Origin of the sequence: Mammaliicoccus sciuri, from assembly GCF_025561425.1 — a bacterium.
Classification (GTDB): Bacteria; Bacillota; Bacilli; order Staphylococcales; family Staphylococcaceae; genus Mammaliicoccus; species Mammaliicoccus sciuri_A.
In genome coordinates this window covers 2,669,189-2,690,732 of sequence record NZ_CP094824.1, presented here as the reverse complement: position 1 = coordinate 2,690,732, position 21,544 = coordinate 2,669,189, and the positions used below count along the sequence as shown (strand labels likewise).

The window sequence follows — 21,544 nt, the reverse complement described above, 5'->3', positions numbered from 1 at the left end:
ATGCAAATCATGAATTTAGGATCTAAAGAGGAAGCATGCCACTATGTTGCGAATGAGTTATTAAAGCAAATTATTTCAAATAAAAAAAGTGTGCTTGGATTGGCAACTGGTGGAACGATGGTTCGTGTATACGAACAACTTGTGAACTTGATTAGAATTAATGAAATTGATTTGAGTGAAATCACGACATTTAATTTAGATGAATATATTGGTATCGATTATGATCATCCAGAAAGTTACTACACATATATGCATGATGTACTCTTTAATCATTTACCATCTTGGAACGAATCGCGTATACATTTACCAAACGGTTCGGCAGAAGATTTAGAAGCAGAAACAAAACGTTATGAAGCTTTATTAGATCAAGAAGGACCAATAGATGTTCAAATACTTGGTATTGGAGAAAATGGACATATTGGTTTCAATGAACCAGGCACTCCGTTTGATAGTGTGACAAGTATTGTTGATTTAACGGAGTCTACAATAGAAGCGAATAGCAGATATTTTGAAACGATTGAAGAAGTGCCAGAACAAGCCATTTCTATGGGGATTCAATCTATTATGAAAGCTAAACGTATAATTCTATTAGCTTATGGACCGAAGAAAGCAGAAGCGATTAAACGATTATTAACAGGTGACATTACAACAGACTTACCAGCATCTGTTTTGTATAATCATCCTAATGTAGAAGTTGTACTAGATAATAATGCGTATTTAAGTGGAGAAGACGACATTTAGAGTAATAAGTTATAGTAAAAATTCACTTGAATGATGATACTCTTTAAAGTACAATTACAACTGAGATTAGCCTCAAGAAATGGCGGGTGGAATTATTGGAAACAATGCGCATTTCATTTAACGATGAAGCGGTTTTAGATTATTGTAATATAATGGGATATCAGTATTATGAAGAAGTACCAGTTCAATACTTATTAAGCGTACTTCGAGAGTTTAATAGTTTTAAGCCATTTATGAGAAATGATACAAAACTTAAACAAATTAAAAGTGAGTTTGAACAGACAGAACGTATTATGACATTAGAAAATTACATCGCAGAATTAGAATGTTTAAATGAAACTAAAGAGGGAGATAATGCATTTTATCAATATCAAATGACATTATTTAAGAACCGCAAAGAAGTGGCAAAAGTCACAGCGGAATTTAGTATCATGAAATCATAATAAAGAGTTGTACGCATGTGCGTATCGTAATGAATGAAGCCGAGACAAGAAACGTTGTCTCGGCTTTTGTTTATATTTGGGCGTTGGTTATGAGAATTTCATGTGGTGGACTCTTATCGTTAAAAGCAGTTTTGGATAGAAGTGCAAATAGTGGTGTCATTATTAGCAGTTTTGGTTGAAGGTGCAAATAGTGGTGTCGTTATTAGCAGTTTTGATGAGAAGTGCAAATAGTGAGTGCCATGTTTACAGTTGTTACGAGTTTTGTAACTAAGGCGGTCTATAGTAACACTTCGGCCAAGTTTTGTAACTAAGGCTGTCCATAGTAACACTTCGGCCAAGTTTTGTAACTATGGCCGTCCATAGTAACACTTCGGCCAAGTTTTGTAACTAAGGCTGTCTATAGTAACACTTTGGCCAAGTTTTGTAACTAAGGCGGTCTATAGTAACACTTCGGCCGACTTTTGTAACTAAGGCGGTCCATAGTAACACTTCGCAGTAGTTTTGTAACTAACAGCCTCGTTATGAACAAGTTTAGTCAGAAGTGTTCACAAGAGCCGTCGATACCCTCCCGTTACCCCTATAAGTACCACTTCCCAGCATCCCCACAAAAAAATGCCAACAAAGTCTAAGACCTTGTCGACATTATAAAGCTGTACGCACACGCGTACAGCTTTTTATTTATACTTCTTCAGTATATACTTCTATTTTTTCGATACGGTTTGAAGCGCCGTGATCTACTGGACCTACGAAGTCGTTCATTTTCCAACCGTTTTTAATAGCTGATGCTACGAATGCTTTTGCATGTATAATCGCATCTTCTGGTGATTCGGCATTTGCTAAGTTAGCTGTTGTTGCTGCTGCGAATGTACAACCTGCACCATGGTTATAACTTGATTGGAATTTATCTGTTGATAATAGGACGTGCTTTTGTCCGTCATAATATAAGTCGTAAGCTTTATCTGATTCTAAAGCTTTTCCACCTTTAATGACAACATATTGTGCACCAAGTTCGTGGATTTTTTCTGCTGCTTTTTTCATATCATCAATTGAAGTTAGTTTACCTAAACCTGAAAGTTGACCTGCTTCAAATAAATTTGGTGTAACGACAGTTGCTTTTGGTAATAGTTCTTTAATCATTGCATCAGTATTTCCCGGGTTAAGTACTTCGTCTTCACCTTTACATACCATTACAGGGTCAACTACGAAAATTTCAGCGTCTGCTTCGTCATATGTTTGACGTGCACGTTTAATAATTTCTTCAGAACCAAGCATACCTGTTTTAATTGCATCTGGTCCGATTGAAATAGCTGTGTTTAATTGTTTATCTAGTAAATCAAGAGGTAATGGTGTTACGTCGTGTGACCATGTTTGTGGGTCCATTGTAACGACTGCTGTTAATGCAACCATTCCATATGTGTCATGCTCTTGGAATGTCTTTAAATCTGCTTGCATTCCAGCTCCAGCACTTGTGTCTGATCCTGCTATTGTTAAGACTTTTTTTAATGCCATTGATGATTCCTCCCAATAATTCATATATTTTATCATATCACGTTTTTTAATTGTAAAAAATAGTTATGACCTTTTCTTGAGTGCTATGTTATTATTTTTATTGAGGTGAATAATATGGATTGGCAACAAATATTTCATAAAATAAAATCCGAACATGATTTTTCTGAAATGGAGTCATTTTTAGAAGAAGCATATAAAAGTAAGACGATTTATCCTGATAGAGAAAATATTTATCAAGCTTTTGATTTAACACCTTTAGAAAGTGTGAAAGTGGTTATTCTCGGGCAAGATCCTTATCATGGTCCGAATCAAGCGCATGGCTTAGCTTTTTCAGTACAACCAGACGCAAAATTCCCACCTTCATTAAGAAATATTTATAAAGAATTAGAAGACGATATTGGTTGCAAGAGAACGACACCTCACTTGCAAGATTGGGCTAAGGAAGGTGTATTACTTTTAAACACCGTCTTAACAGTAGAAGCACATCAAGCACATTCACATAAAAATATTGGCTGGGAAATATTCACGGATGAAATTATTAAACATGTTTCCAGTGAATTAGAAGATGTTGTGTTTATACTTTGGGGTAAACCTGCACAATCTAAGATCAAGCTTATTGATACAGAGCGCCATCATATTATACAATCTGTACATCCAAGTCCATTATCTGCTTATAGAGGATTCTTTGGGTCTAAACCATTTAGTAAGACGAATGAATATCTTATTGCGAGTGGCAAAGAACCCATTAATTGGTGTGGAGGTGACATTTAATGATAAGTAGATCACAATTAATTGCTGCAATAGAAGAAGAACTCGTTGCTGCTGACAATGCTTCAACAAATGAAGTCTTTAATCGCCACATGCATGCCATTCATACGTTAAGTGGATTGGTAGATAAAGAAGACGATTTAACGCACGATATTAAAGTAGAACAAAATATTTCTTCAACACCTAAACCAACACCAAAAGCTAAACCACAAATTTCAGATGAAGAAATTAGAAAAATGGGTGGTAAAGTGCGTAACGAACCATCTGTAAATAAAACAGAAAATCAATTAACAACAGATGATGGTATAGGTAATGGAGATTCAATATTTGATTTTTAAATAAGAAAAGGAGATAACAAATGAAATTATTTATTATAATAGGTGCAATTAATGCAATGATCGCTGTAGCAGCAGGTGCATTTGGTGCACATGGTTTAGAAAATAAATTATCGGCTAAATACTTAGATATATGGGGTAAAGCAACAACATACCAAATGTATCATGCACTCGGTTTAATTTTAATTGGTATTATTTCGGGTACAACATCTATCAGTTTAAACGTAGCTGGATGGTTGATGACATTTGGCATAGTATTCTTTAGTGGTTCATTATATATACTTGCTGTAACACAAATTAAAATACTTGGCGCTATTACACCAATTGGTGGCGTATTATTTATAGCAAGTTGGTTATTACTCGTAATTGCTGTTTGGAAAATTTAATTAAAGGTTAATTACGTTTCACGAAATTTAAAAAAATAAGGGTGGAACATGTATGGCTAGGAAAAAGAAAGATTTATCAAGAGGAAATTTAGATCAGAACTTATCAGAAAAATTTGTATGGGCCATTGCTTACGGCTCAAGTATAGGTTGGGGTGCATTTATCCTACCAGGTGACTGGATTAGTCAGGCTGGACCATTAGGCGCTTCAATCGGTATATTTATCGGGGCATTATTGATGATTGTTATTGCCGTTAGTTACGGTGCATTAGTTGAAAAGTTCCCAGTAACAGGTGGTGCTTTTGCATTCGGATACTTAGGATTCGGTAAATATGTATCATTCTTCTCATCATGGTTTTTAACTTTTGGATATATTTGTATCGTTGCTTTAAACGCCTCCGCATTTAGTTTGCTTTTTAAATTTATTATGCCGGGCTTTTTGGAACAAGGTAAATTATATACAGTAGCAGGTTGGGATGTGTACATAACTGAAATTATACTATCTTCACTTATATTGTTAATATTTGCTTGGATAAGTATAAAAGGTTCTAGTTTTTCAGGAAGTTTGCAATATATATTCTGTGTGGTATTAGCAGTTGTTGTTATACTTTTATTTGCAGGATCATTTTTCACGCATGATTTTTCATTCTCAAATCTTAAGCCTGTTGTCAATAATGACATGGGTTGGCTTGCCTCAATTGTTGTAATTCTGGCAGTTGCACCATGGGCATATGTAGGCTTTGATAATATTCCGCAAACGGCAGAAGAATTTAACTTCTCACCAAGTAAGACGTTCAAGTTAATCGTATTTAGTTTAATTGCTTCAGCGCTTACGTATGTGATGATGATACTTTTAACAAGTTGGCTGTTTAAAGATGCCTCATCTGTAGGTGGAGATTTATGGGTGACAGGTTCAGTCGTTCAAGAAGCATTCTCGTTTGTTGGGTTAGCAGTATTAGTTGTCGCAATTATGATGGGGATATTCACAGGATTGAACGGATTCTTTATGAGTTCAAGTAGATTGTTATTCTCTATGGGTAGAGCATCTGTTATGCCAAGCGTCTTTAAAAAGTTACACCCAAAATATAATACACCGTATGTAAGTATTATATTTATATTAGTAATGGCACTCGCTGCACCATGGTTAGGTAGAACAGCATTAACATGGATTGTAGATATGTCATCAACAGGTGTTTCAATCGCTTATTTCATAACATGTTTATCAGCATTCAAACTATTTTCATACGATAAACGAAGCATGATGTATCATCCAAAATACAAAACATTTGCGATTATCGGCGCAATTATCGCTGGTATATTCTTAGGATTATTACTTATCCCAGGATCACCAGCAAGTTTATCATTACCATCTTATATCGCGTTGTTCATTTGGTTAGTGCTAGGTATTGTATTCTTTATGATAAGATACCCATCACTTAAGAAAATGACGAACGACGAGCTAAACTATTTAGTATTAGATAAGACAAAAGATGAAATGATAGACCTAGAAGCCAAAACAGAAGTGAAAAAATAAAAAAATTTTTAAAAATATTAGAGAATAAGCAATTGAACGTTGCTTATTCTCTTTTTTTATCAGTGCTACTATTTTTATGTTAAAAAGTAATAGATTGTAAATATAACTAGTTATTGTTAAATTTGAAATGATATTATGTAATAAAATGTGTATGAGTAATAGATAAAGTAGATATTATATAAATCATATAGATACTACGAGCTATAAAAATTAATGTCTTCTTAAGTAAATAGACCAAAGATTAATTTAGTTAGAAATTTAAAATTGATATTAACACTAATAAAATAATATATTAAAGGTGATGAAATTGGTAAGTATAGATACTATTAGAATCTTAAATGTGTTAAAAGAACATAATTTATTAAAAGTGATTGTTAAAAATGGAATGTATTACTATAAGCATCAAGATAATAAATTGTATGATCACATTTCATATAATTCTAAAGATATAAAAGGGAACACCTTGTTTTTTTGCAAAGGGAATACTTTTAAATATGATTATTTACGAGAAGCAATAAATAATGGCGTACATACTTATATTTCTGAAACTAGCTATCATTCAAGTATAGATAATGAATTTACTGAGGGAATCATAGTTAATGATATTCAAAAAGCGATGGCTGTTATTGCAATGGAATTTGATGCTAGACTGAATAACGGACACAGTAAATTGATAATAAATTAAGCTATAATGAAAGTAATCAATTTACAGGAGTGTTCGTTATGTCTAAAAGAAAATATGATCATAGCTTTAAAATGGAAGTAATTCAGTTAGTAGAATCTGGTAGAAAAGCAACAGAAGTTTCAAGAGATTTAGACATCCCTATTCAAACATTAACCAAATGGCTAAGTGTTTATCGTAAAGAAGGTGAAAAAGGATTTGTTGGTAGTGGTAGACGTACCCCTAAGAAACAGTCTGAAGTTGATCTACAAAAAAGATTAAAAGAGCTAGAAGAAGAAAATAAGATATTAAAAAAGGCTATGCACATCTTTGCCAAAGACCAGAAGTAATATACAGGTTTATTGAAGAACACCGACATGAATTTCGTGTTATAAAGATGTGTGAAGTGTTAGGTGTTTCAAAAAGTGGCTATTATGGTTGGAAGAATCGTAAACCAAGTAAACGTACAATTAGACATGATGTATTGAAAAAACATATTTATCAAATTTATATTCAAAGTCAAAAACGTTATGGTAGTCCTAAAATTACACAAGTACTAAGAAGCAAAGGATGTACGGTCACACAAAGAACAGTCAGTAGGATAATGAATGAATTAGGTATTAAATCAATAACAAAAAAGAAATATAAGGCTACAACAAATTCCAAACATCAACTTCCTGTATATCCCAATATATTAAACCAATCATTTAAAGTATCCGGATTAGGAAGTGTTTGGGTCGCAGATATAACGTACATATAAACGAGAGAAGGTTGGCTATACTTAGCAACAGTCATGGATTTATTTTCACGAAGAATTATTGGATGGTCAATGTCTTCAAGAATGACTAAAGATCTTGTGTTATCAGCCTTTAGAAAAGCATGTACAATACAAGAACCAAGAAAAGGACTGATTCATCATTCAGACCGTGGAAGTCAATATGCTTCTATAGAATATCAGACATTACTTAAAGAAAAAGGAATTCAAACAAGCATGAGTAGAAAAGGAAACTGTTATGACAATGCGTGTATAGAATCATTTCATAGTATTATCAAAAAAAAATTAATTCACCATTGTGACTACAAAACAAGGGATGAAGTAATGTTCAGTGTTATGGAATACATTCTTACTTTTTACAACTCAAAAAGAATTCATTCGACACTAAATTATATGAGTCCAATTGAATTTGAGAAAAATATGCATAAAAACATCCTCGCGATTCATATAATTTTGGTCCTTTAAAAGAATATGAATCGCGAGGCAAGCAAGCGAAGCGCGGTAGAATTCTCTTTTTACTGTGTCCGTATTCTTGATATAGATCCAAATTCTATAATTATCCTCAAAATAAATTATCTATATATTGCTATACAGGAACTAAGGGGAAAACTACTACGGCATATTTTACAAAAAAATATTAGATCATATTTATGGTGAAAATAAAGTTGCTATGTATACGACTATGGAAAATTCAATAGATGGCATTACATATGTTAAATCATATAATTCTACGCCAGAGTCTTTAGATTTATATAAAATGATGCATGAATCAACTCAAAATGGAATAACTCACTTAGTGATGGAGGCGTCCTCTCAAGGATATAAAAAAATAGACTATATAATTTAAAATTTGATGTAGGAATTTTTCTGAATATTACGCCTGACCATATAAGTCCGGTTGAACATCCAGATTTTGAGGATTACCTATCATGCAAATTACAATTAATACACAATTCAAAGAAAGTAATTGCGAATTATGATAGTTCAGTATATAAAATTATTGAAGAAATTTGTAATGAAGAGAGAAAACCTATTTTAAACTTTTCTTCTGAAAATGAAAAAGCAGATTTTTATTTAAATATTAGAAATGATTTCTCATTTTCTATAACTAATAATATAAATAAATCTATTTTAGACAACTTGAATATTTCGTTATTGGGAGATTTTAATATTTATAATGTGTTTAGTGCTATCTCATTAATTCAAAGTGTATATGACGATGATGTTAACTTTAAAGATATTATAAAAAATATTAGAATACCTGGAAGAATGGAAAATATTACTTTCGATAATAAATATATTTATGTTGATTATGCTCATAATTATGTGAGTCTAGATAATTTAATTTCATTAGTTAAACAAAAACATCTTAATTCAAAGATAAACATTTTGATTGGTAGTACAGGAAACAAAGCTGAATCACGAAGGAAGGAATTTGGAAGTCTACTCAATTTATATGCAGATCATGTGTTTTTAACTGCAGATGATCCGGATTTTGAATCACCTATGGAAATTTGTAGTGAAATTGCTAGTTATATAGAAGATAAATCAAAGATTGAAATTATTATTGATCGTGAGCAAGCCATTCAAAAAGCTATAGAAAGTTTAAAAGACAATCAAGTTCTAATTATTGCTGGCAAAGGTGCTGATCCATATCAAAAAGTTAATGGTAATTATGAACCATATTTAGGAGACTTCAAAATAGCAAAAAAATTTATTACATCAAATAGCAAAGAAAGTAAAATTTGATTAATAAGATAAAGTGAACGTAAATAATTGGTGTTGAAAATAATAAACGATAGAAATTCAAAATTAAAATGAATTTCTATCGTTTTCCTAATTCTTTAGATATATAACTATGTGAATATTTTACAGTTATTTTTCAATAAAAGAAATTTGTAAAATGATCTATTTATGAATTTATTTTATTTCTCATTTATAGAAGGTGGCATTCTGTACTTGAGATAGGTATAATGTTCATCGGGCTTTGAAAACGATTTCTAGATAAAAATATAAGGTTTTAGGGGGAACGATGATGATACAGTTTGATGCTGTCACAACTTTAGCTATAGCATGTGTCTTACTTTTATTAGGTGAAGGTATTGTAAATAAAGTTTCTATATTGAGACGTTTATGTATTCCTGCGCCAGTAATAGGTGGCTTGTTATTTGCTATTGTAGTTGCTATTTTACAATCATTAAATGTCATTACAATTAAATTAGATTCTGATTTTCTGCAGGACTTCTTTATGTTGGCATTCTTTACAACAATAGGTTTAGGTGCGTCATTAAAATTATTAAAACTTGGTGGAAAAATACTGGTTTTATATTTTATTTTTTGCGGAATTTTAGCATTTTGTCAAAATGTAATCGGTGTGTCATTATCTAAAGTGTTAAATATTCCACCACAACTTGGCTTAACTGCTGGATCAATGTCCATGGAAGGTGGTCATGGTAATGCAGCGGCATACGGTAAGACTTTAGAGTCATTAGGTGTAGACTCTGCCTTAACAGCGGCACTTGCAGCAGCGACATTAGGACTTGTTGCAGGTGGATTATTAGGTGGCCCTGTGGTTCGATATTTAATTAAAAAGTATGATTTGAAACCAGGAGATGCTAAAGATACAGGTATTGATTTTAGTGAAGTGGGATATAACGAGAACTTACATAGTAGAATGAACCCTACAACAGTATTTATTGTTCAATTTACAATTATTGCAGTATGTATGGCGATTGGTACATATATTGGAGATGGATTTAAAAATTTAACAGGAATAAATATTCCGGTTTATGTTGGCGCAATGTTTGTCGCAGTTATCATTCGAAATATTTCTGATTATGGAAATTTAAACATCATTGATATGAAAATTACAAACCAAGTAAGTGATGTTTCATTAAGTTTATTCTTATCAATCGCGTTAATGAGTATTAAATTAACAGAAATTTATCAATTGGCACTACCGTTAACAATTATTGTATTAGTACAAATTGTATTTATCGTACTATTCTCAGTATTTGTCGTGTTTAGAGGACTAGGTAAAAATTATGATGCAGCAGTAATGATAGGCGGATTTATCGGACATGGACTAGGCGCAACACCAAATGCCATGGCTAACTTAGATGTTATAACTAAAAAATTCGGTGCATCACCAAAAGCTTATTTAGTAGTTCCAGTTGTTGGCGCCTTCCTAATAGATTTACTAGGCGTACCAATTGTTACACTATTCATCAATATATTTAGTTAAATATAGGTGGCAATGAGATAGAGGCTGGGATATTATATTATGTTCCAGCCTTATTTAATATTCTGGACCGATACGAAAATTATCGGTCCAGAAATAGGAAATACGGACCGATAAAAAAATTTACCGGTCCAGAAACGAGATTTCCAGGCCGATAAATAAAATTATCGGCCTGGAAATCAACATCATTAGCACTCAAAATATGAAGAGCCTGGAACTTCACTCAGTTCCAGGCTCTTTCTATATTATTTCAAGTTAAAGAATGTATCTAATTCATCAATATTTAATATATTACCTACGTAGAATGCTCCGAAGTCACCATATCTAGCTGATACTTCGTCGAAACGCATTTCATAGATTAATTTTTTGAATTGTAACATGTCATCACTGAATAATGTTACGCCCCATTCGTAATCGTCTAGTCCTACTGAACCTGTAATAAATTGTTTTACTTTACCTGCATAACTACGTCCGATTAAACCGTGTGAGCGCATTAGGCTTCGTCTATGATCCATATCTAACATATACCAGTTGTATTCGCCGTCACGTCTTTTATCCATTGGGTAGAAACATACGTATTCTGAACGTGGTACTTCTGGATATAATCTTGCTTTAACATGTGGGTTTTCGTATGGATCTTCGTTAGAGTCACCTGCAAGATAATTTGAAAGTTCTACGATTGATACGTATGAATATGTTGGAATTAAGAAGTCGCTAATATCTAACTTGTTAAATTCATTTTCTAAGGCGTTTAATTGTTTAACGTCTGGTCTTAAGAACCATAACATTAAGTCTGCTTTTTGGCCTGTTATGTTATAGAAAGCATGAGAACCTTCTTTATTATTATGAACTGTTTCCAACGCTTCAAGGAAAGTCTTGAATTCGCTGATTATTGTGTTTCGATCTTCTTCAGGTACAGTTTTTAAGCTTGCCCAATCAATTGCATAAAATAAATGTAAGCTGTACCAACCATCTAATGTTTTTGCTGCTTCGTTCATTTTACTTTCGCTCCTTTTAGAAAAGATATCTTCATTACAAGTCTATCATACTAGATAAGGTTGAAAGGACTCAACTTTTTACATTGTTGTGAAAGAAAGAATACTTAAATGTATTAATTGATATTGATTATCGATTTCAATTATTAGATAATGAAAATAGGTTTCTTTATTAAAATAATTTTACAGGAGTATAAAGTTGTATAAATTAGAAAATGTTTCAAAAAAATATAATGACAATTTTGCTATAAAAGATTTTTCTTTAACGATAGAACCAGGATCTGTTACAGGTATTGTCGGCAAAAATGGTTCGGGAAAGTCGACGTTACTGAGATTGCTGAATTTAATAGAACAACCAACAGAAGGGCGCATTGTTTTTGACGGGAAAGATACAGAAGCATTATCAAAGCGTGTTGTAAGGAAGTATAAAGAAAAAATAGGCATGGTATTTCAAAATTATAATTTGTTGAATAACCTTAACGTTCAGCAAAATATCGCTTTGCCTTTAAAAATTATTAATCAGCAAGATAAAGCGAAAGTAGATGAATTAATAGGGTTTGTAGGGTTAAATGATAAAAAGGATTATTATCCAGCATAATTATCCGGTGGTGAGAAACAACGTGTTGCATTAGCAAGAGCACTCGTGAGAAACCCGGATATTTTATTGTGTGATGAGGCGACAAGTAGTTTAGATGAACATAACACGGAAATCATCATTAAGATGTTGAAGAAAGTGAATAAAGCATACAACATTACGATTATTTTTGTGACGCATGAATTGAGTGTTGTTAAACAATTATGTGAAAAAGTATGTGTTATGGAGGACGGTCAATTGTTAGAGGTTATGGATAATAAAGTAGTAAGTGTAGAAAGAAACCCGAATTCTTATTTAGAGAATGTTAGGCAGAGTTTAGAAGAATGACATTTTTAGAGAAGATAAATTACTACTTACCAGAATTGATTCAGTCCTTACAAGAAACGTGCATCATGTTAGGTTATTCGATGCTCATCACTTTACTAGTTGGACTACCCCTAGGCATCGCATTATTTTTATTAAACCCAAGTATTAAAGCGTTAAATATCAATTATTATTGGTCATTTAATTTCTTGATTACATTTATACGTTCATTCCCGTACTTACTATTTGTAATCAGTTTAATCCCACTTACACGCATGATTTTAGGGAGTGCGTTTGGTCCATACCCGTCGATTATCCCTTTAAGTATTGTAGGTATTGCGATATTTTCAAGATTGGTTGAGCAAGTATTATTAGATATTCCTGGTGATATTAAAGTCTTAGCAGAATCTCTAGGTGCCTCAACATATAAATATATTTGGCATTTCATATTAGTTGAATCACGTAGCGGCATTATATTGGCATATACAACGACGACAGTAAGCATGGTGTCTTATTCAACAGTCATGGGTATTGTTGGCGGTGGTGGAATAGGTGATTTCGCAATCAGATACGGTTATCAAAGTTATGAAAATGAAATCATGTATTTCTCAATCATCATCATTATCAGTGTATTTATCATACAAATGTTAGGAAACTTTATAGCTCAAAAAATAGATAAAAGAAAGTAGTGTAGAAATGAAAAAAGTTTATTTGTTATGTTATTAATGTTAAGCATTATCATCGCAGGCTGTGGCGCGAATAAAAAAGATAACGAAGACAAAGTCATTAAAGTAGCTTCTCAAGCACCACCAATGACAGACGTTGTTAAACAAGCAGCAAAAGAAGCTAAAAAGGACGGCTGGGAAATTAAACTTGTCCAAGTGAATGACAACGTTGCTTATAACGATATGGTAAGTAGTAAAGAAGCGGATGCAAGCTTCGCGCAACATAAACCATTTATGGAAAAATACAACTCAGAACGTAAAGCAAATTTAGTCGCAATCCAACCGATTTATGATGCAAAAGTTGGTTTTTATTCTAAAAAATATAAAGACATCAATGACATTCCAAAAGGTACAAAAGTCGCAATACCAAATGATATTTCAAATGAAGGTAGAGCATTAGCGATTCTTGAAGAACAAGGTCTTATTAAATTGAAAGACGGCGTTGGTGTAAATGGCACTACGAAAGATATCGTCGAAAATCCTAAAGATTTCAAATGGTTGAAAGTAGACTTACTGAACTTAGCAGAAACTTATAGTGAAAAAGATGTATCACTTGTATATAACTATCCAACTTATATTTCTAAAATTGGCTTAAAACCAGCTGACGCACTGTTCTTAGAGAAAAACATTGATTCACGATTCTCAATTCAACTCGTTGCAAGAGAAGATAATAAAGACTCAGAAAAAATTAAAGAATTGCACAAAGTTATGAAAAGTGATGCAGTTAAAAAATATCTAAAAGAAAAACATGAAGATACATTGATACCATCGTTTTAAAATAAAATATGAGGTGTAGAACCAGTAGCAATCACAAGTGTATTCCCAGATTCTAATTATTCAGGAGACTACTTATTTATACCAACAAAAGACGGTAAAAAACCAGATAATGAATTTACAAATTTAACAATATGGAAAAATAATAAAGCAGTTAAAAACAATAACGTCATTTACTACACAAGTAATGAAGCATTATACGGAGATTTAATCTCAGTAGAGAAACAAGCAGAAACATTTAAAAAAGAACTATTAAAAAAATAAAGTAATATACAAAAAAGAAGCTCGAGTTGAGCTTCTTTTTTATTATTTTATTATTTTATTATTTTATTATTCTATCTCTCTCCATATTACATTCATACAATACTCATACTACCTTTACATAGGGTTAAAGTATGATTGATACACTTCTTAATAGATTGCTTTATAAATCACTATAGAGTTAATTAGGAGGAAGTGTACATGTATAATCAGTCAATAGCAAAGAGATTCATTAGTGGTACGGCATGTATGATGTTATTGTTAGGGATTTGGACTACTGGTACGGTTGAGGCGAGTGGTGCTGGTGGTTCTGGTGACTCGTCTGTTGTGAATCAACAAGCTCATACGGATATTAAAGTGATGTCACAGAAGCCGGAGGTAGCGCCTGTACCTAAGAAAAATCAGCCGAATCGTATTATTACGAATTTTAATGGTGATACGAAAACAGCAATGGCTTTTAATTGGTATACGACAGATCAATTTAATGATGCTAAAGTTTGGGTGTCAGAGACGGGTCAATTTGATGATGCACAAGCGTTTGATGCAACTTCTAAACAAGTGGATTCTAAATATGTTGAACGAGATAAGAACGGCAATTTCATCTTTGCGGATGTAGAAAAAGATGATGAAGGTGAACCTGTTAAAGATGCACAAGGTAAAGAAAAAATAAATGGATATTATACAGATGAACATGCACAAGGTGCTGAATGGACGCGCGGTGATAAACATGGGAAGTCTGAACTAATGACAGTTCCTGAATATAATTATAAAGCGAAAGCAACGGGATTAAAGCCGAATACTACATATTATTATCGCGTAGGTAGTGCAAGTGGTCCTCAAAGTGAAGTTGGACAATTTAAGACTTCTGGCAACAACGGTGATCCTTTCCAATTCGTACAGTATACAGATACACAAAATGCTTATTGGAATGAACACGTAAGAAATGAAGCGCAATTTGGAGCAGATACGTTAAGCAATGCTATTCAAACAGCAGGCAATCCAAACTTCGCATTACACACAGGAGACTTTGTAGAAACTGCAGAGATTGAAGATGAGTGGTTAGATTTATATTATCAATCACGTCCATCATTTATGTCACTAGCTGTAGCTTCTGCACCAGGTAACCATGACGAATATGCGTTAAGTGAAGATGATGAAAAATTACTGACAAAGTATAACGAACATGTCAATGTGCCTAAAGAAAACAATGCGATCAATGGTGGATCTTATTATTCGTTTGATTATAATGGTGCACATATGGTTGTCGCTAATACCAATGATAATAAGAAATCTAAAGATAATCCTGAAGAAAAAGCAATTGGCAAAGAACAAATGGAATGGATTAAGCAAGATATTAAAGATGCCAGAAAGAATGGCTCTAAATGGGTTATCTTAAATTTGCATAAACCAATGTATTCTAAATCGTATCATGCATTATCAGATGAAGATGTTGCTAAAATACGTGACGAACTGACTCAACAAATTGATGATTTAGATGTGGATTTAGTGTTACAAGGTCATGACCATGTGCTTTCGCGTACGAAACCACTAGAACATACATCGACTAAAAATAGCTTTGTAAATGCTAAGAAAGAAGATGCTAAACAAATTAGAGGTCAAGATAACATCACTTATTATGACAACCCAGAAGGTTCAGTTTACGTGCTTCCAAATACAGGTGGTACAAAAGCGTATGACAGTATATATGACCGTCCTTTAGAACATATTAAGAAAGTTAGACCAGAACTAGAAGATTTAACTCAAGAACAATTAGATCATTATAATAGTTTGTTTGCGATAGGCGAGCAACCTCATAAGACATATGCTTTTAATGATAGTCATGAAAATAATCGAGATTCATCTGATCAGAACTTCTCAGTTTATGATGTATCTGAAGGTAAATTAGTCGTTAAAATTTATCAATTACATGGCGATATTAGTAAAGGTGAACAAAGAACAGTTAAATTAGTTGATGAATTCGGTATTAAAAAAGACTAATCATAGATTTCAAAGTTAAATAAATATCCATAAGGCGTCTCCTTCAAATATGATGATGTGGAGGCGCCTATTTGTTAATAGAAGGAGCGGTTACTTTGCGACGTGTATTCAATTATTTAAGTGTGGCAGTAGTTATGATATTTATATTAAGCGGTTGTCAAAATGGTTCGCAAGAAGAGACAAAGCAGCATAGTGAAACGAAACATGCTGAAACTAAGCAGATTCAACTTTCAGAGCAAGACAAAGATGCATTGAAACATAAATTATTAAAAATTGCTGACGAATATGGCCAAAATCAACATAAAGCAGTATCGAATCGTTATTTTAGTCGAAACGAACAAATGGAAGGTGATGGTTATGCGATTACTGACGATGGTGAAATACAAATAACAGATCATGATAAACCAGGGTGGAAACATTTTAAGATCCATAATGTTGTGGGATTAACGATGTATCAAGGACAGCATACTCAAGGTGGTTATGATGAACGTGCACAAGATCTAACTAATATTCAAGGGTACAGTAGTGTCGCTAAAATGGATCAACCGATTACGAAATATTTGTTTGCAGATAACGGTAAAGTATACGAACATCAATTCAAGCCGAATAGTGAACCATCACTATCAACTGGATTTGCAACTAAAGATTACAATGGTAAAGGTCCAAACTTAAAACCAAACGAAAAATTTATAGTTTCAAAGGATAAAATTTTAAATAAAAAATGGAAAATGTTGCTTTCAGAATATAATTGATAATATTTTAAAAATATCCAATATAAATTCACAGTTTAGATACGTGAAAATTTATGAAAAAATGTTATAATTGTGAATGGAAAAATAATAGCAATCATATATAGGAGGCAATTATGTCTAATTTACTTAATGTTCTAAGCGACAAACTAACAGGTAAAAATGTACGTATCGTATTACCAGAAGGTGAAGATGCGCGCGTATTAACAGCAGCAGTTAAATTACAAGCTACAGATTTGGTTGCACCAATCGTACTTGGTAATGAAGAAAAAATTAAAGAAACAGCAGCTGGTGCAGACTTATCAATCGATGGTCTTACAATCATCAACCCAGAAACAAGTGAACTAAAAGCAGATTTAGTAGAAAAATTTGTTGAACGTCGTAAAGGTAAAGCAACTCAAGAACAAGCTGAAGAATTGTTAAATAACGTTAACTACTTCGGTACGATGTTAGTTTACACAAATCAAGCTGATGGATTAGTAAGTGGTGCTGCACATTCAACTGCAGACACTGTACGCCCAGCATTACAAATTATCAAAACAAAACCAGGCGTTACAAAAACATCTGGCGTATTCTTCATGACTAAAGGTGAAGAACAATATGTATTCGGTGATTGTGCAATTAACCCAGAACTTAATGCACAAGACTTAGCTGAGATTGCAATCGAAAGTGCTAAGACTGCTCAAGCATTTGGTATGTCTCCAAGAGTAGCAATGTTAAGCTTCTCAACTAAAGGGTCAGCTAAATCACCTGATACTGAAAAAGTATCTGAAGCAGTTTCTATTGCTCAAGAGAACTTAAAAGAAACAGATTTAAAAGATGTTGTATTAGATGGTGAATTCCAATTTGATGCAGCAATCGTACCAGAAGTTGCTGCTAAGAAAGCACCAAATTCTGAAATTCAAGGTGATGCAAATGTATTTATCTTCCCTAGCTTAGAAGCGGGTAATATTGGATACAAAATTGCACAACGTTTAGGTGGATTTGATGCAGTTGGTCCTGTATTACAAGGCTTAAACGCACCTGTTAACGATTTATCTCGTGGCTGTTCAGCTGAAGACGTATATAGTCTTTCAATCATTACAGCTGCTCAAACATTATAATCATGGCAAATTTGCAAGATTATTTTACACAAGAATGGCGATACATTGACCACACTTCAGGACTGCAGCCAATGCAGTCCTTTAGTTTCGATGATACATTTTGTGATCAAGTAGGAAATGATAAAAGTCCAAGTGTTGTTAGGACATGGATACACAATCACGTCGTGATATTAGGCATACATGATTCTAGATTACCTTATTTAAAAGATGGTATTGCATATTTAAATGATGTTAGAGGTTATAGTGCAATCGTTAGAAATTCTGGCGGATTAGGTGTTGTGCTAGATAAAGGTGTGCTTAATATATCTTTAATCTTTAAAGGTAAGCATGATGTATCCATTGATACAGGATATGAAGTGATGTTACGTCTTATTCGTGAAATGTTTAAAGAAGATACTAATGAAATTGAGAATAAAGAAATTACTGCATCATACTGCCCTGGTAGTTATGACTTAAGTATTCATAATCAAAAATTTGCTGGTATATCACAACGAAGAGTGAGAGGTGGTATAGCAGTTCAAATCTATTTATGTGTGGAAGGATCAGGCGCTGAACGTGCCGAAATGATGAAAGCATTCTATGAACATGCACTGAAAAACGAAAAGACAAAATTCATTTATCCGACTATCATACCTGAAAGCATGGCTTCATTGAACGAATTATTAGGCACTGAATATACAACTAACGACATACTATTTAAACTGTTAGGAAGTTTGAAAAATTTAGGTGCAACTTTGAATATGGATCCTGTCACAACGGAAGAATGGACATTGTACGATAAATATTTCGAAAGAATGATAGAACGCAATGATAAAATGATTCGAAATATGGAAAAACGATAAAATGACATTCTCAAACAACTGTTAAGGTGGTATAATAATTTATTGCAAAATTAACAATTAAGAAAGGTGGGGAAACAAATGCGAAATAAATTTCAAGTCTGCGATGATTGCCAAGCCGTTAACTTGCCATCACTTTTGAAAAAAATTAAAAAATTAGACCCAGAAGCTGAAATAGAAGTAGCATGCCAATCATATTGTGGACCAGGTAGAAGAAAGACATTCGCATTCGTAAATAACCGCCCATGTGCCGCTTTAACAGAAGACGAACTAATGGAAAAAATCCAAAAACAACTTCAAAAGAAACGCGATCCAGAAGAAGAAAGATTGCGACTTAGAAATGAAGAACGAAAACGTCGACAAAAAGAATTAGACGAGAAGTTAAATAAGAAGTTGAAAAAGACACAGTCATAATATAAATATTAGCTATAAATCCCCCCACTACAACATGTAGTGGGGGATTTTTTTTGTGAAATTAAAACCATACGCTATGCGTATGGTACAGTATGGTTTCACCGTTGTATTAAAAAATGCATCTCTACATGCTAGAATAATATTTGGTCAGCCAACCAAAATTAACAACACGAGGAGATGCATTAAATGTCATCAGACACAAACAGTTTAGCACATACAAAATGGAATTGTAAGTACCACATTGTGTTTGCACCAAAATATCGTAGACAAATTATTTATGGGAAAATTAAAAGAGATATTGGTATTATTTTAAGACAATTGTGTGAAAGAAAAGGTGTAGAAATAATAGAAGCTGAAGCATGTAAAGATCATATTCATATGTTAGTTAGCATTCCACCAAAGTTAAGTGTTTCTCAATTTGTAGGTTATTTAAAAGGTAAGAGGAGCTTAATGATATTTGATAGACATGCCCATTTAAAGTATAGATATGGTAACAGAAAATTTTGGTGTAAAGGATTTTATGTAGATACAGTTGGTAGAAATAAAAAAGTGATAGAAAATTATATAAGAAATCAATTACAAGAGGATATAGTAGCAGAACAGTTAACAATGATAGAGTACATAGATCCTTTTACTGGGGAAGAAACTCGAAAGAAGAAAAAATAAAACAACCCTTTTAAGGGTTGCTGGGAAAGTAGTACATTTGGCTGATCTTCTCAGTGCCCTTTTAGGGCTGGTCAGTAATAGAGGCTTATAGCCGCAGAACAAACCACCCGTTAAACGGGTGGTTTTGATTATACCATATTATATGTTTGCTAATTTTTTTTAGTTCATTCATATTTAATATGTTATAGCTATTGTTCTCTTTTGATAAATATCCTTTATGTACAAAGTCTGCGATAACAAACAAGACACTATGTACACCTGAAATTATAAAACGTATGGAACCAACGAAAGTGTTTTTATTTTACTCCCACATCGGTAGTGACCCCCAAAGTTAGAGTTTCCATTATGCTATTAATTGGCTGGATTGAGTTCGGTATTGTACTGGACTTCGTCCAGCCAATTTTAATTTCAAACGTTCATTGTTATACCAATAGATGTAATCCTCAATTCTTCTTTTTAATGTTTCATAGTTAACAAGTTCTTCTCCATGATACATTTCCTGCTTCATGATGCCAAAGAAATTCTCCATAGAAGCATTATCCGCACACGTCGCTTTACGTGACATACTTTGATAAATCCTTTGTTCCGATAATCTTCTAATCCATGCATTATGCTGATAATGCTAACCTTGATCAGAATGTATCGTCGTACGATATGGTGCTTCATGCTTAATGATTGTAACTGCTTTATCCAATGATTGAAGTACTAAGTCTAATGTTGGTCTTCTGGATATACCATAAGAAATGATTTCCCCATTGTATAAATCCATAATAGGGCTGAGATATAATTTTTGTTCTTCAGCACATTTAAATTCAGTGATATCTGTCACTAATTTTTGAAGTCGAATAGATGGATGGAATTTACGATTCAAGCGATTTTCAGCCACTTTACCAACTGTACCTTTGTATGATTGATAGCGTGATTTACGTGTGAATTTTTGACATTTTAATCCTAGTTCTCGCATAATTCGTTGTACTTTCTTATGGTTAATGAGATAACCTTGATTTCTCAAAGCTAAATATATACGACGATAGCCGTATTTACCGTTGTGTTTTTGAAAAAGTTCAATGATCTTTTTCTTCCAACCTTTATCTAAATCTTCCTTTTGTAATTGTTTGGCATGGTAATGATAGGTTGCTTCTGGTATACCAACCTTTACTAAGATATCTTTTAATTTGAATCCTTCTTCTTTGAGTTCGAATGCCACTGCTGCTTGTGCTTTTCTAGAAAGGCACTCGGATTCTCTCGAAAAGCGTTCAACTTTTTTAAATAAGCATTCTCTAATCGAAGATTTTCATTTTCTAGCTCTAACTCTTTTTCTCGTGATAGGTTTTGATTAGATTTCTTCTGTTTCTTCTTTTTCATGGGAGGTCGTCCTTTCGGCTTTTCGAGTCCTTCCACACCTTCTTTGTCATATATCTTTTTCCATCGCACAATAATAGATGGGGTATTTAGGCCAAATTTAATCGCTGTATCTTGGAAGGAATCGCCTGTTCTTTTCATATAGTTTAATACATTTATTTTGAATGTAACAGAATAAACTGTCTTTTTCTGTTTCTTTTTAATGCCATCTACACCGAATGATTGAAAGGCTTTTACCCATGTTCGTATAATAATTTTATCAGGTATATTATATTTTTTAGCTAATTTTCGATAACCATAATGGTCATCTAGATAATCTCTTACAACTTTCAACTTAAATTCATCACTATATTTTGTCATATTAAAACAC

The 21,544-nt window shown here is 32.9% G+C and carries 23 protein-coding genes and 3 pseudogenes; 21 read left to right on the top strand and 5 right to left on the bottom strand.

The window, feature by feature from the left end:
* On the top strand, positions 1–741 hold the full coding sequence (nagB, locus tag MUA60_RS14195; protein ID WP_262648830.1) for a glucosamine-6-phosphate deaminase: 741 nt from the start codon (positions 1–3) through the stop codon (positions 739–741).
* Between the two features lie 104 nt (positions 742–845).
* Positions 846–1,184, top strand: a complete 339-nt coding sequence (locus tag MUA60_RS14190) for a hypothetical protein (RefSeq protein WP_228065195.1) — start codon at positions 846–848, stop codon at positions 1,182–1,184.
* A 678-nt stretch (positions 1,185–1,862) separates the two neighbouring features.
* On the opposite strand, the gene thiD is transcribed toward MUA60_RS14190, so the two are convergent.
* Positions 1,863–2,693, bottom strand: a complete 831-nt coding sequence (gene thiD, locus MUA60_RS14185) for a bifunctional hydroxymethylpyrimidine kinase/phosphomethylpyrimidine kinase (RefSeq protein ID WP_262648829.1) — start codon at positions 2,691–2,693, stop codon at positions 1,863–1,865.
* 114 nt (positions 2,694–2,807) lie between these two features.
* On the opposite strand from thiD, the gene MUA60_RS14180 reads away from it, so the two are divergent.
* The 9 genes and pseudogenes from MUA60_RS14180 (at position 2,808) to gltS (ending at position 10,393) form a co-directional block, all read left to right on the top strand.
* Complete coding sequence (locus MUA60_RS14180) at positions 2,808–3,464, top strand: uracil-DNA glycosylase (protein ID WP_204171096.1); 657 nt, start codon at positions 2,808–2,810, stop codon at positions 3,462–3,464.
* Complete coding sequence (locus MUA60_RS14175) at positions 3,464–3,799, top strand: DUF5327 family protein (protein WP_107565237.1); 336 nt, start codon at positions 3,464–3,466, stop codon at positions 3,797–3,799. The genes MUA60_RS14180 and MUA60_RS14175 overlap by 1 nt, the downstream gene beginning before the upstream one ends.
* Positions 3,800–3,819: 20 nt before the next feature.
* Positions 3,820–4,182 (top strand): DUF423 domain-containing protein, encoded by a 363-nt coding sequence (locus MUA60_RS14170; protein ID WP_025904893.1) that lies wholly within the window; start codon positions 3,820–3,822, stop codon positions 4,180–4,182.
* Positions 4,183–4,234: 52 nt separating this feature from the next.
* Positions 4,235–5,713 carry an APC family permease gene (locus MUA60_RS14165; RefSeq protein WP_262648823.1) on the top strand — a complete coding sequence of 493 codons (1,479 nt, stop codon included), beginning with the start codon at positions 4,235–4,237 and terminating at the stop codon, positions 5,711–5,713.
* Between the two features lie 307 nt (positions 5,714–6,020).
* The gene (locus tag MUA60_RS14160) at positions 6,021–6,398 is read left to right on the top strand and encodes a hypothetical protein (RefSeq protein ID WP_262648822.1); all 378 of its coding nucleotides are present in this window, start codon (positions 6,021–6,023) and stop codon (positions 6,396–6,398) included.
* Positions 6,399–6,436: 38 nt separating this feature from the next.
* A pseudogene (locus tag MUA60_RS15635) lies at positions 6,437–7,614 on the top strand (IS3 family transposase).
* 205 nt (positions 7,615–7,819) lie between these two features.
* Positions 7,820–8,286 (top strand): annotated as a pseudogene (locus MUA60_RS15580) (Mur ligase family protein); the annotation flags it as partial.
* 42 nt (positions 8,287–8,328) lie between these two features.
* Positions 8,329–8,898 carry a glutamate ligase domain-containing protein gene (locus tag MUA60_RS14140; protein WP_262648817.1) on the top strand — a complete coding sequence of 190 codons (570 nt, stop codon included), beginning with the start codon at positions 8,329–8,331 and terminating at the stop codon, positions 8,896–8,898.
* 286 nt (positions 8,899–9,184) lie between these two features.
* Positions 9,185–10,393 carry a sodium/glutamate symporter gene (gltS, locus tag MUA60_RS14135; protein WP_262648815.1) on the top strand — a complete coding sequence of 403 codons (1,209 nt, stop codon included), beginning with the start codon at positions 9,185–9,187 and terminating at the stop codon, positions 10,391–10,393.
* Between the two features lie 242 nt (positions 10,394–10,635).
* On the opposite strand, the gene hemQ is transcribed toward gltS, so the two are convergent.
* A complete protein-coding gene (hemQ, locus tag MUA60_RS14130) occupies positions 10,636–11,388 on the bottom strand; it encodes a hydrogen peroxide-dependent heme synthase (protein ID WP_262648813.1) in 753 nt (250 codons plus the stop codon).
* 196 nt (positions 11,389–11,584) lie between these two features.
* Here hemQ and MUA60_RS14125 point away from each other — a divergent pair.
* From MUA60_RS14125 to tnpA, 10 genes and pseudogenes are all read left to right on the top strand, one after another.
* A pseudogene (locus MUA60_RS14125) lies at positions 11,585–12,010 on the top strand (ATP-binding cassette domain-containing protein); the annotation flags it as partial.
* An 18-nt stretch (positions 12,011–12,028) separates the two neighbouring features.
* Positions 12,029–12,307, top strand: a complete 279-nt coding sequence (locus MUA60_RS14120) for a P-loop NTPase family protein (protein ID WP_262650639.1) — start codon at positions 12,029–12,031, stop codon at positions 12,305–12,307.
* Positions 12,304–12,972, top strand: a complete 669-nt coding sequence (locus tag MUA60_RS14115) for a metal ABC transporter permease EmtB (RefSeq protein ID WP_262648812.1) — start codon at positions 12,304–12,306, stop codon at positions 12,970–12,972. The genes MUA60_RS14120 and MUA60_RS14115 overlap by 4 nt, the downstream gene beginning before the upstream one ends.
* A gap of 27 nt (positions 12,973–12,999) precedes the next feature.
* A complete protein-coding gene (locus MUA60_RS14110) occupies positions 13,000–13,785 on the top strand; it encodes a MetQ/NlpA family ABC transporter substrate-binding protein (protein WP_204196178.1) in 786 nt (261 codons plus the stop codon).
* A 459-nt stretch (positions 13,786–14,244) separates the two neighbouring features.
* A complete protein-coding gene (locus MUA60_RS14105; RefSeq protein WP_262648811.1) occupies positions 14,245–16,041 on the top strand; it encodes a purple acid phosphatase family protein in 1,797 nt (598 codons plus the stop codon).
* A 71-nt stretch (positions 16,042–16,112) separates the two neighbouring features.
* Positions 16,113–16,793 carry a hypothetical protein gene (locus tag MUA60_RS14100; protein WP_262648810.1) on the top strand — a complete coding sequence of 227 codons (681 nt, stop codon included), beginning with the start codon at positions 16,113–16,115 and terminating at the stop codon, positions 16,791–16,793.
* Positions 16,794–16,906: 113 nt separating this feature from the next.
* On the top strand, positions 16,907–17,893 hold the full coding sequence (gene pta / locus MUA60_RS14095) for a phosphate acetyltransferase (protein WP_025904903.1): 987 nt from the start codon (positions 16,907–16,909) through the stop codon (positions 17,891–17,893).
* Positions 17,894–17,895: 2 nt separating this feature from the next.
* On the top strand, positions 17,896–18,735 hold the full coding sequence (locus MUA60_RS14090; RefSeq protein WP_037589955.1) for a lipoate--protein ligase family protein: 840 nt from the start codon (positions 17,896–17,898) through the stop codon (positions 18,733–18,735).
* Positions 18,736–18,813: 78 nt separating this feature from the next.
* On the top strand, positions 18,814–19,146 hold the full coding sequence (locus MUA60_RS14085) for a YuzB family protein (protein ID WP_262648809.1): 333 nt from the start codon (positions 18,814–18,816) through the stop codon (positions 19,144–19,146).
* Between the two features lie 186 nt (positions 19,147–19,332).
* On the top strand, positions 19,333–19,812 hold the full coding sequence (gene tnpA / locus MUA60_RS14080; RefSeq protein WP_262648807.1) for an IS200/IS605 family transposase: 480 nt from the start codon (positions 19,333–19,335) through the stop codon (positions 19,810–19,812).
* A 343-nt stretch (positions 19,813–20,155) separates the two neighbouring features.
* On the opposite strand, the gene MUA60_RS14075 is transcribed toward tnpA, so the two are convergent.
* The 3 genes from MUA60_RS14075 to MUA60_RS14065 are packed head-to-tail and all read right to left on the bottom strand — an operon-like array spanning position 20,156 to position 21,534.
* The gene (locus tag MUA60_RS14075; protein WP_262648804.1) at positions 20,156–20,377 is read right to left on the bottom strand and encodes an IS3 family transposase; all 222 of its coding nucleotides are present in this window, start codon (positions 20,375–20,377) and stop codon (positions 20,156–20,158) included.
* 57 nt (positions 20,378–20,434) lie between these two features.
* Positions 20,435–21,019, bottom strand: coding sequence for an IS3 family transposase (locus MUA60_RS14070; protein WP_262648802.1), 585 nt, complete (start codon positions 21,017–21,019; stop codon positions 20,435–20,437).
* Positions 20,983–21,534 (bottom strand): transposase, encoded by a 552-nt coding sequence (locus MUA60_RS14065; RefSeq protein ID WP_262648800.1) that lies wholly within the window; start codon positions 21,532–21,534, stop codon positions 20,983–20,985. The genes MUA60_RS14070 and MUA60_RS14065 overlap by 37 nt, the downstream gene beginning before the upstream one ends.
* Positions 21,535–21,544: the final 10 nt, after the last annotated feature.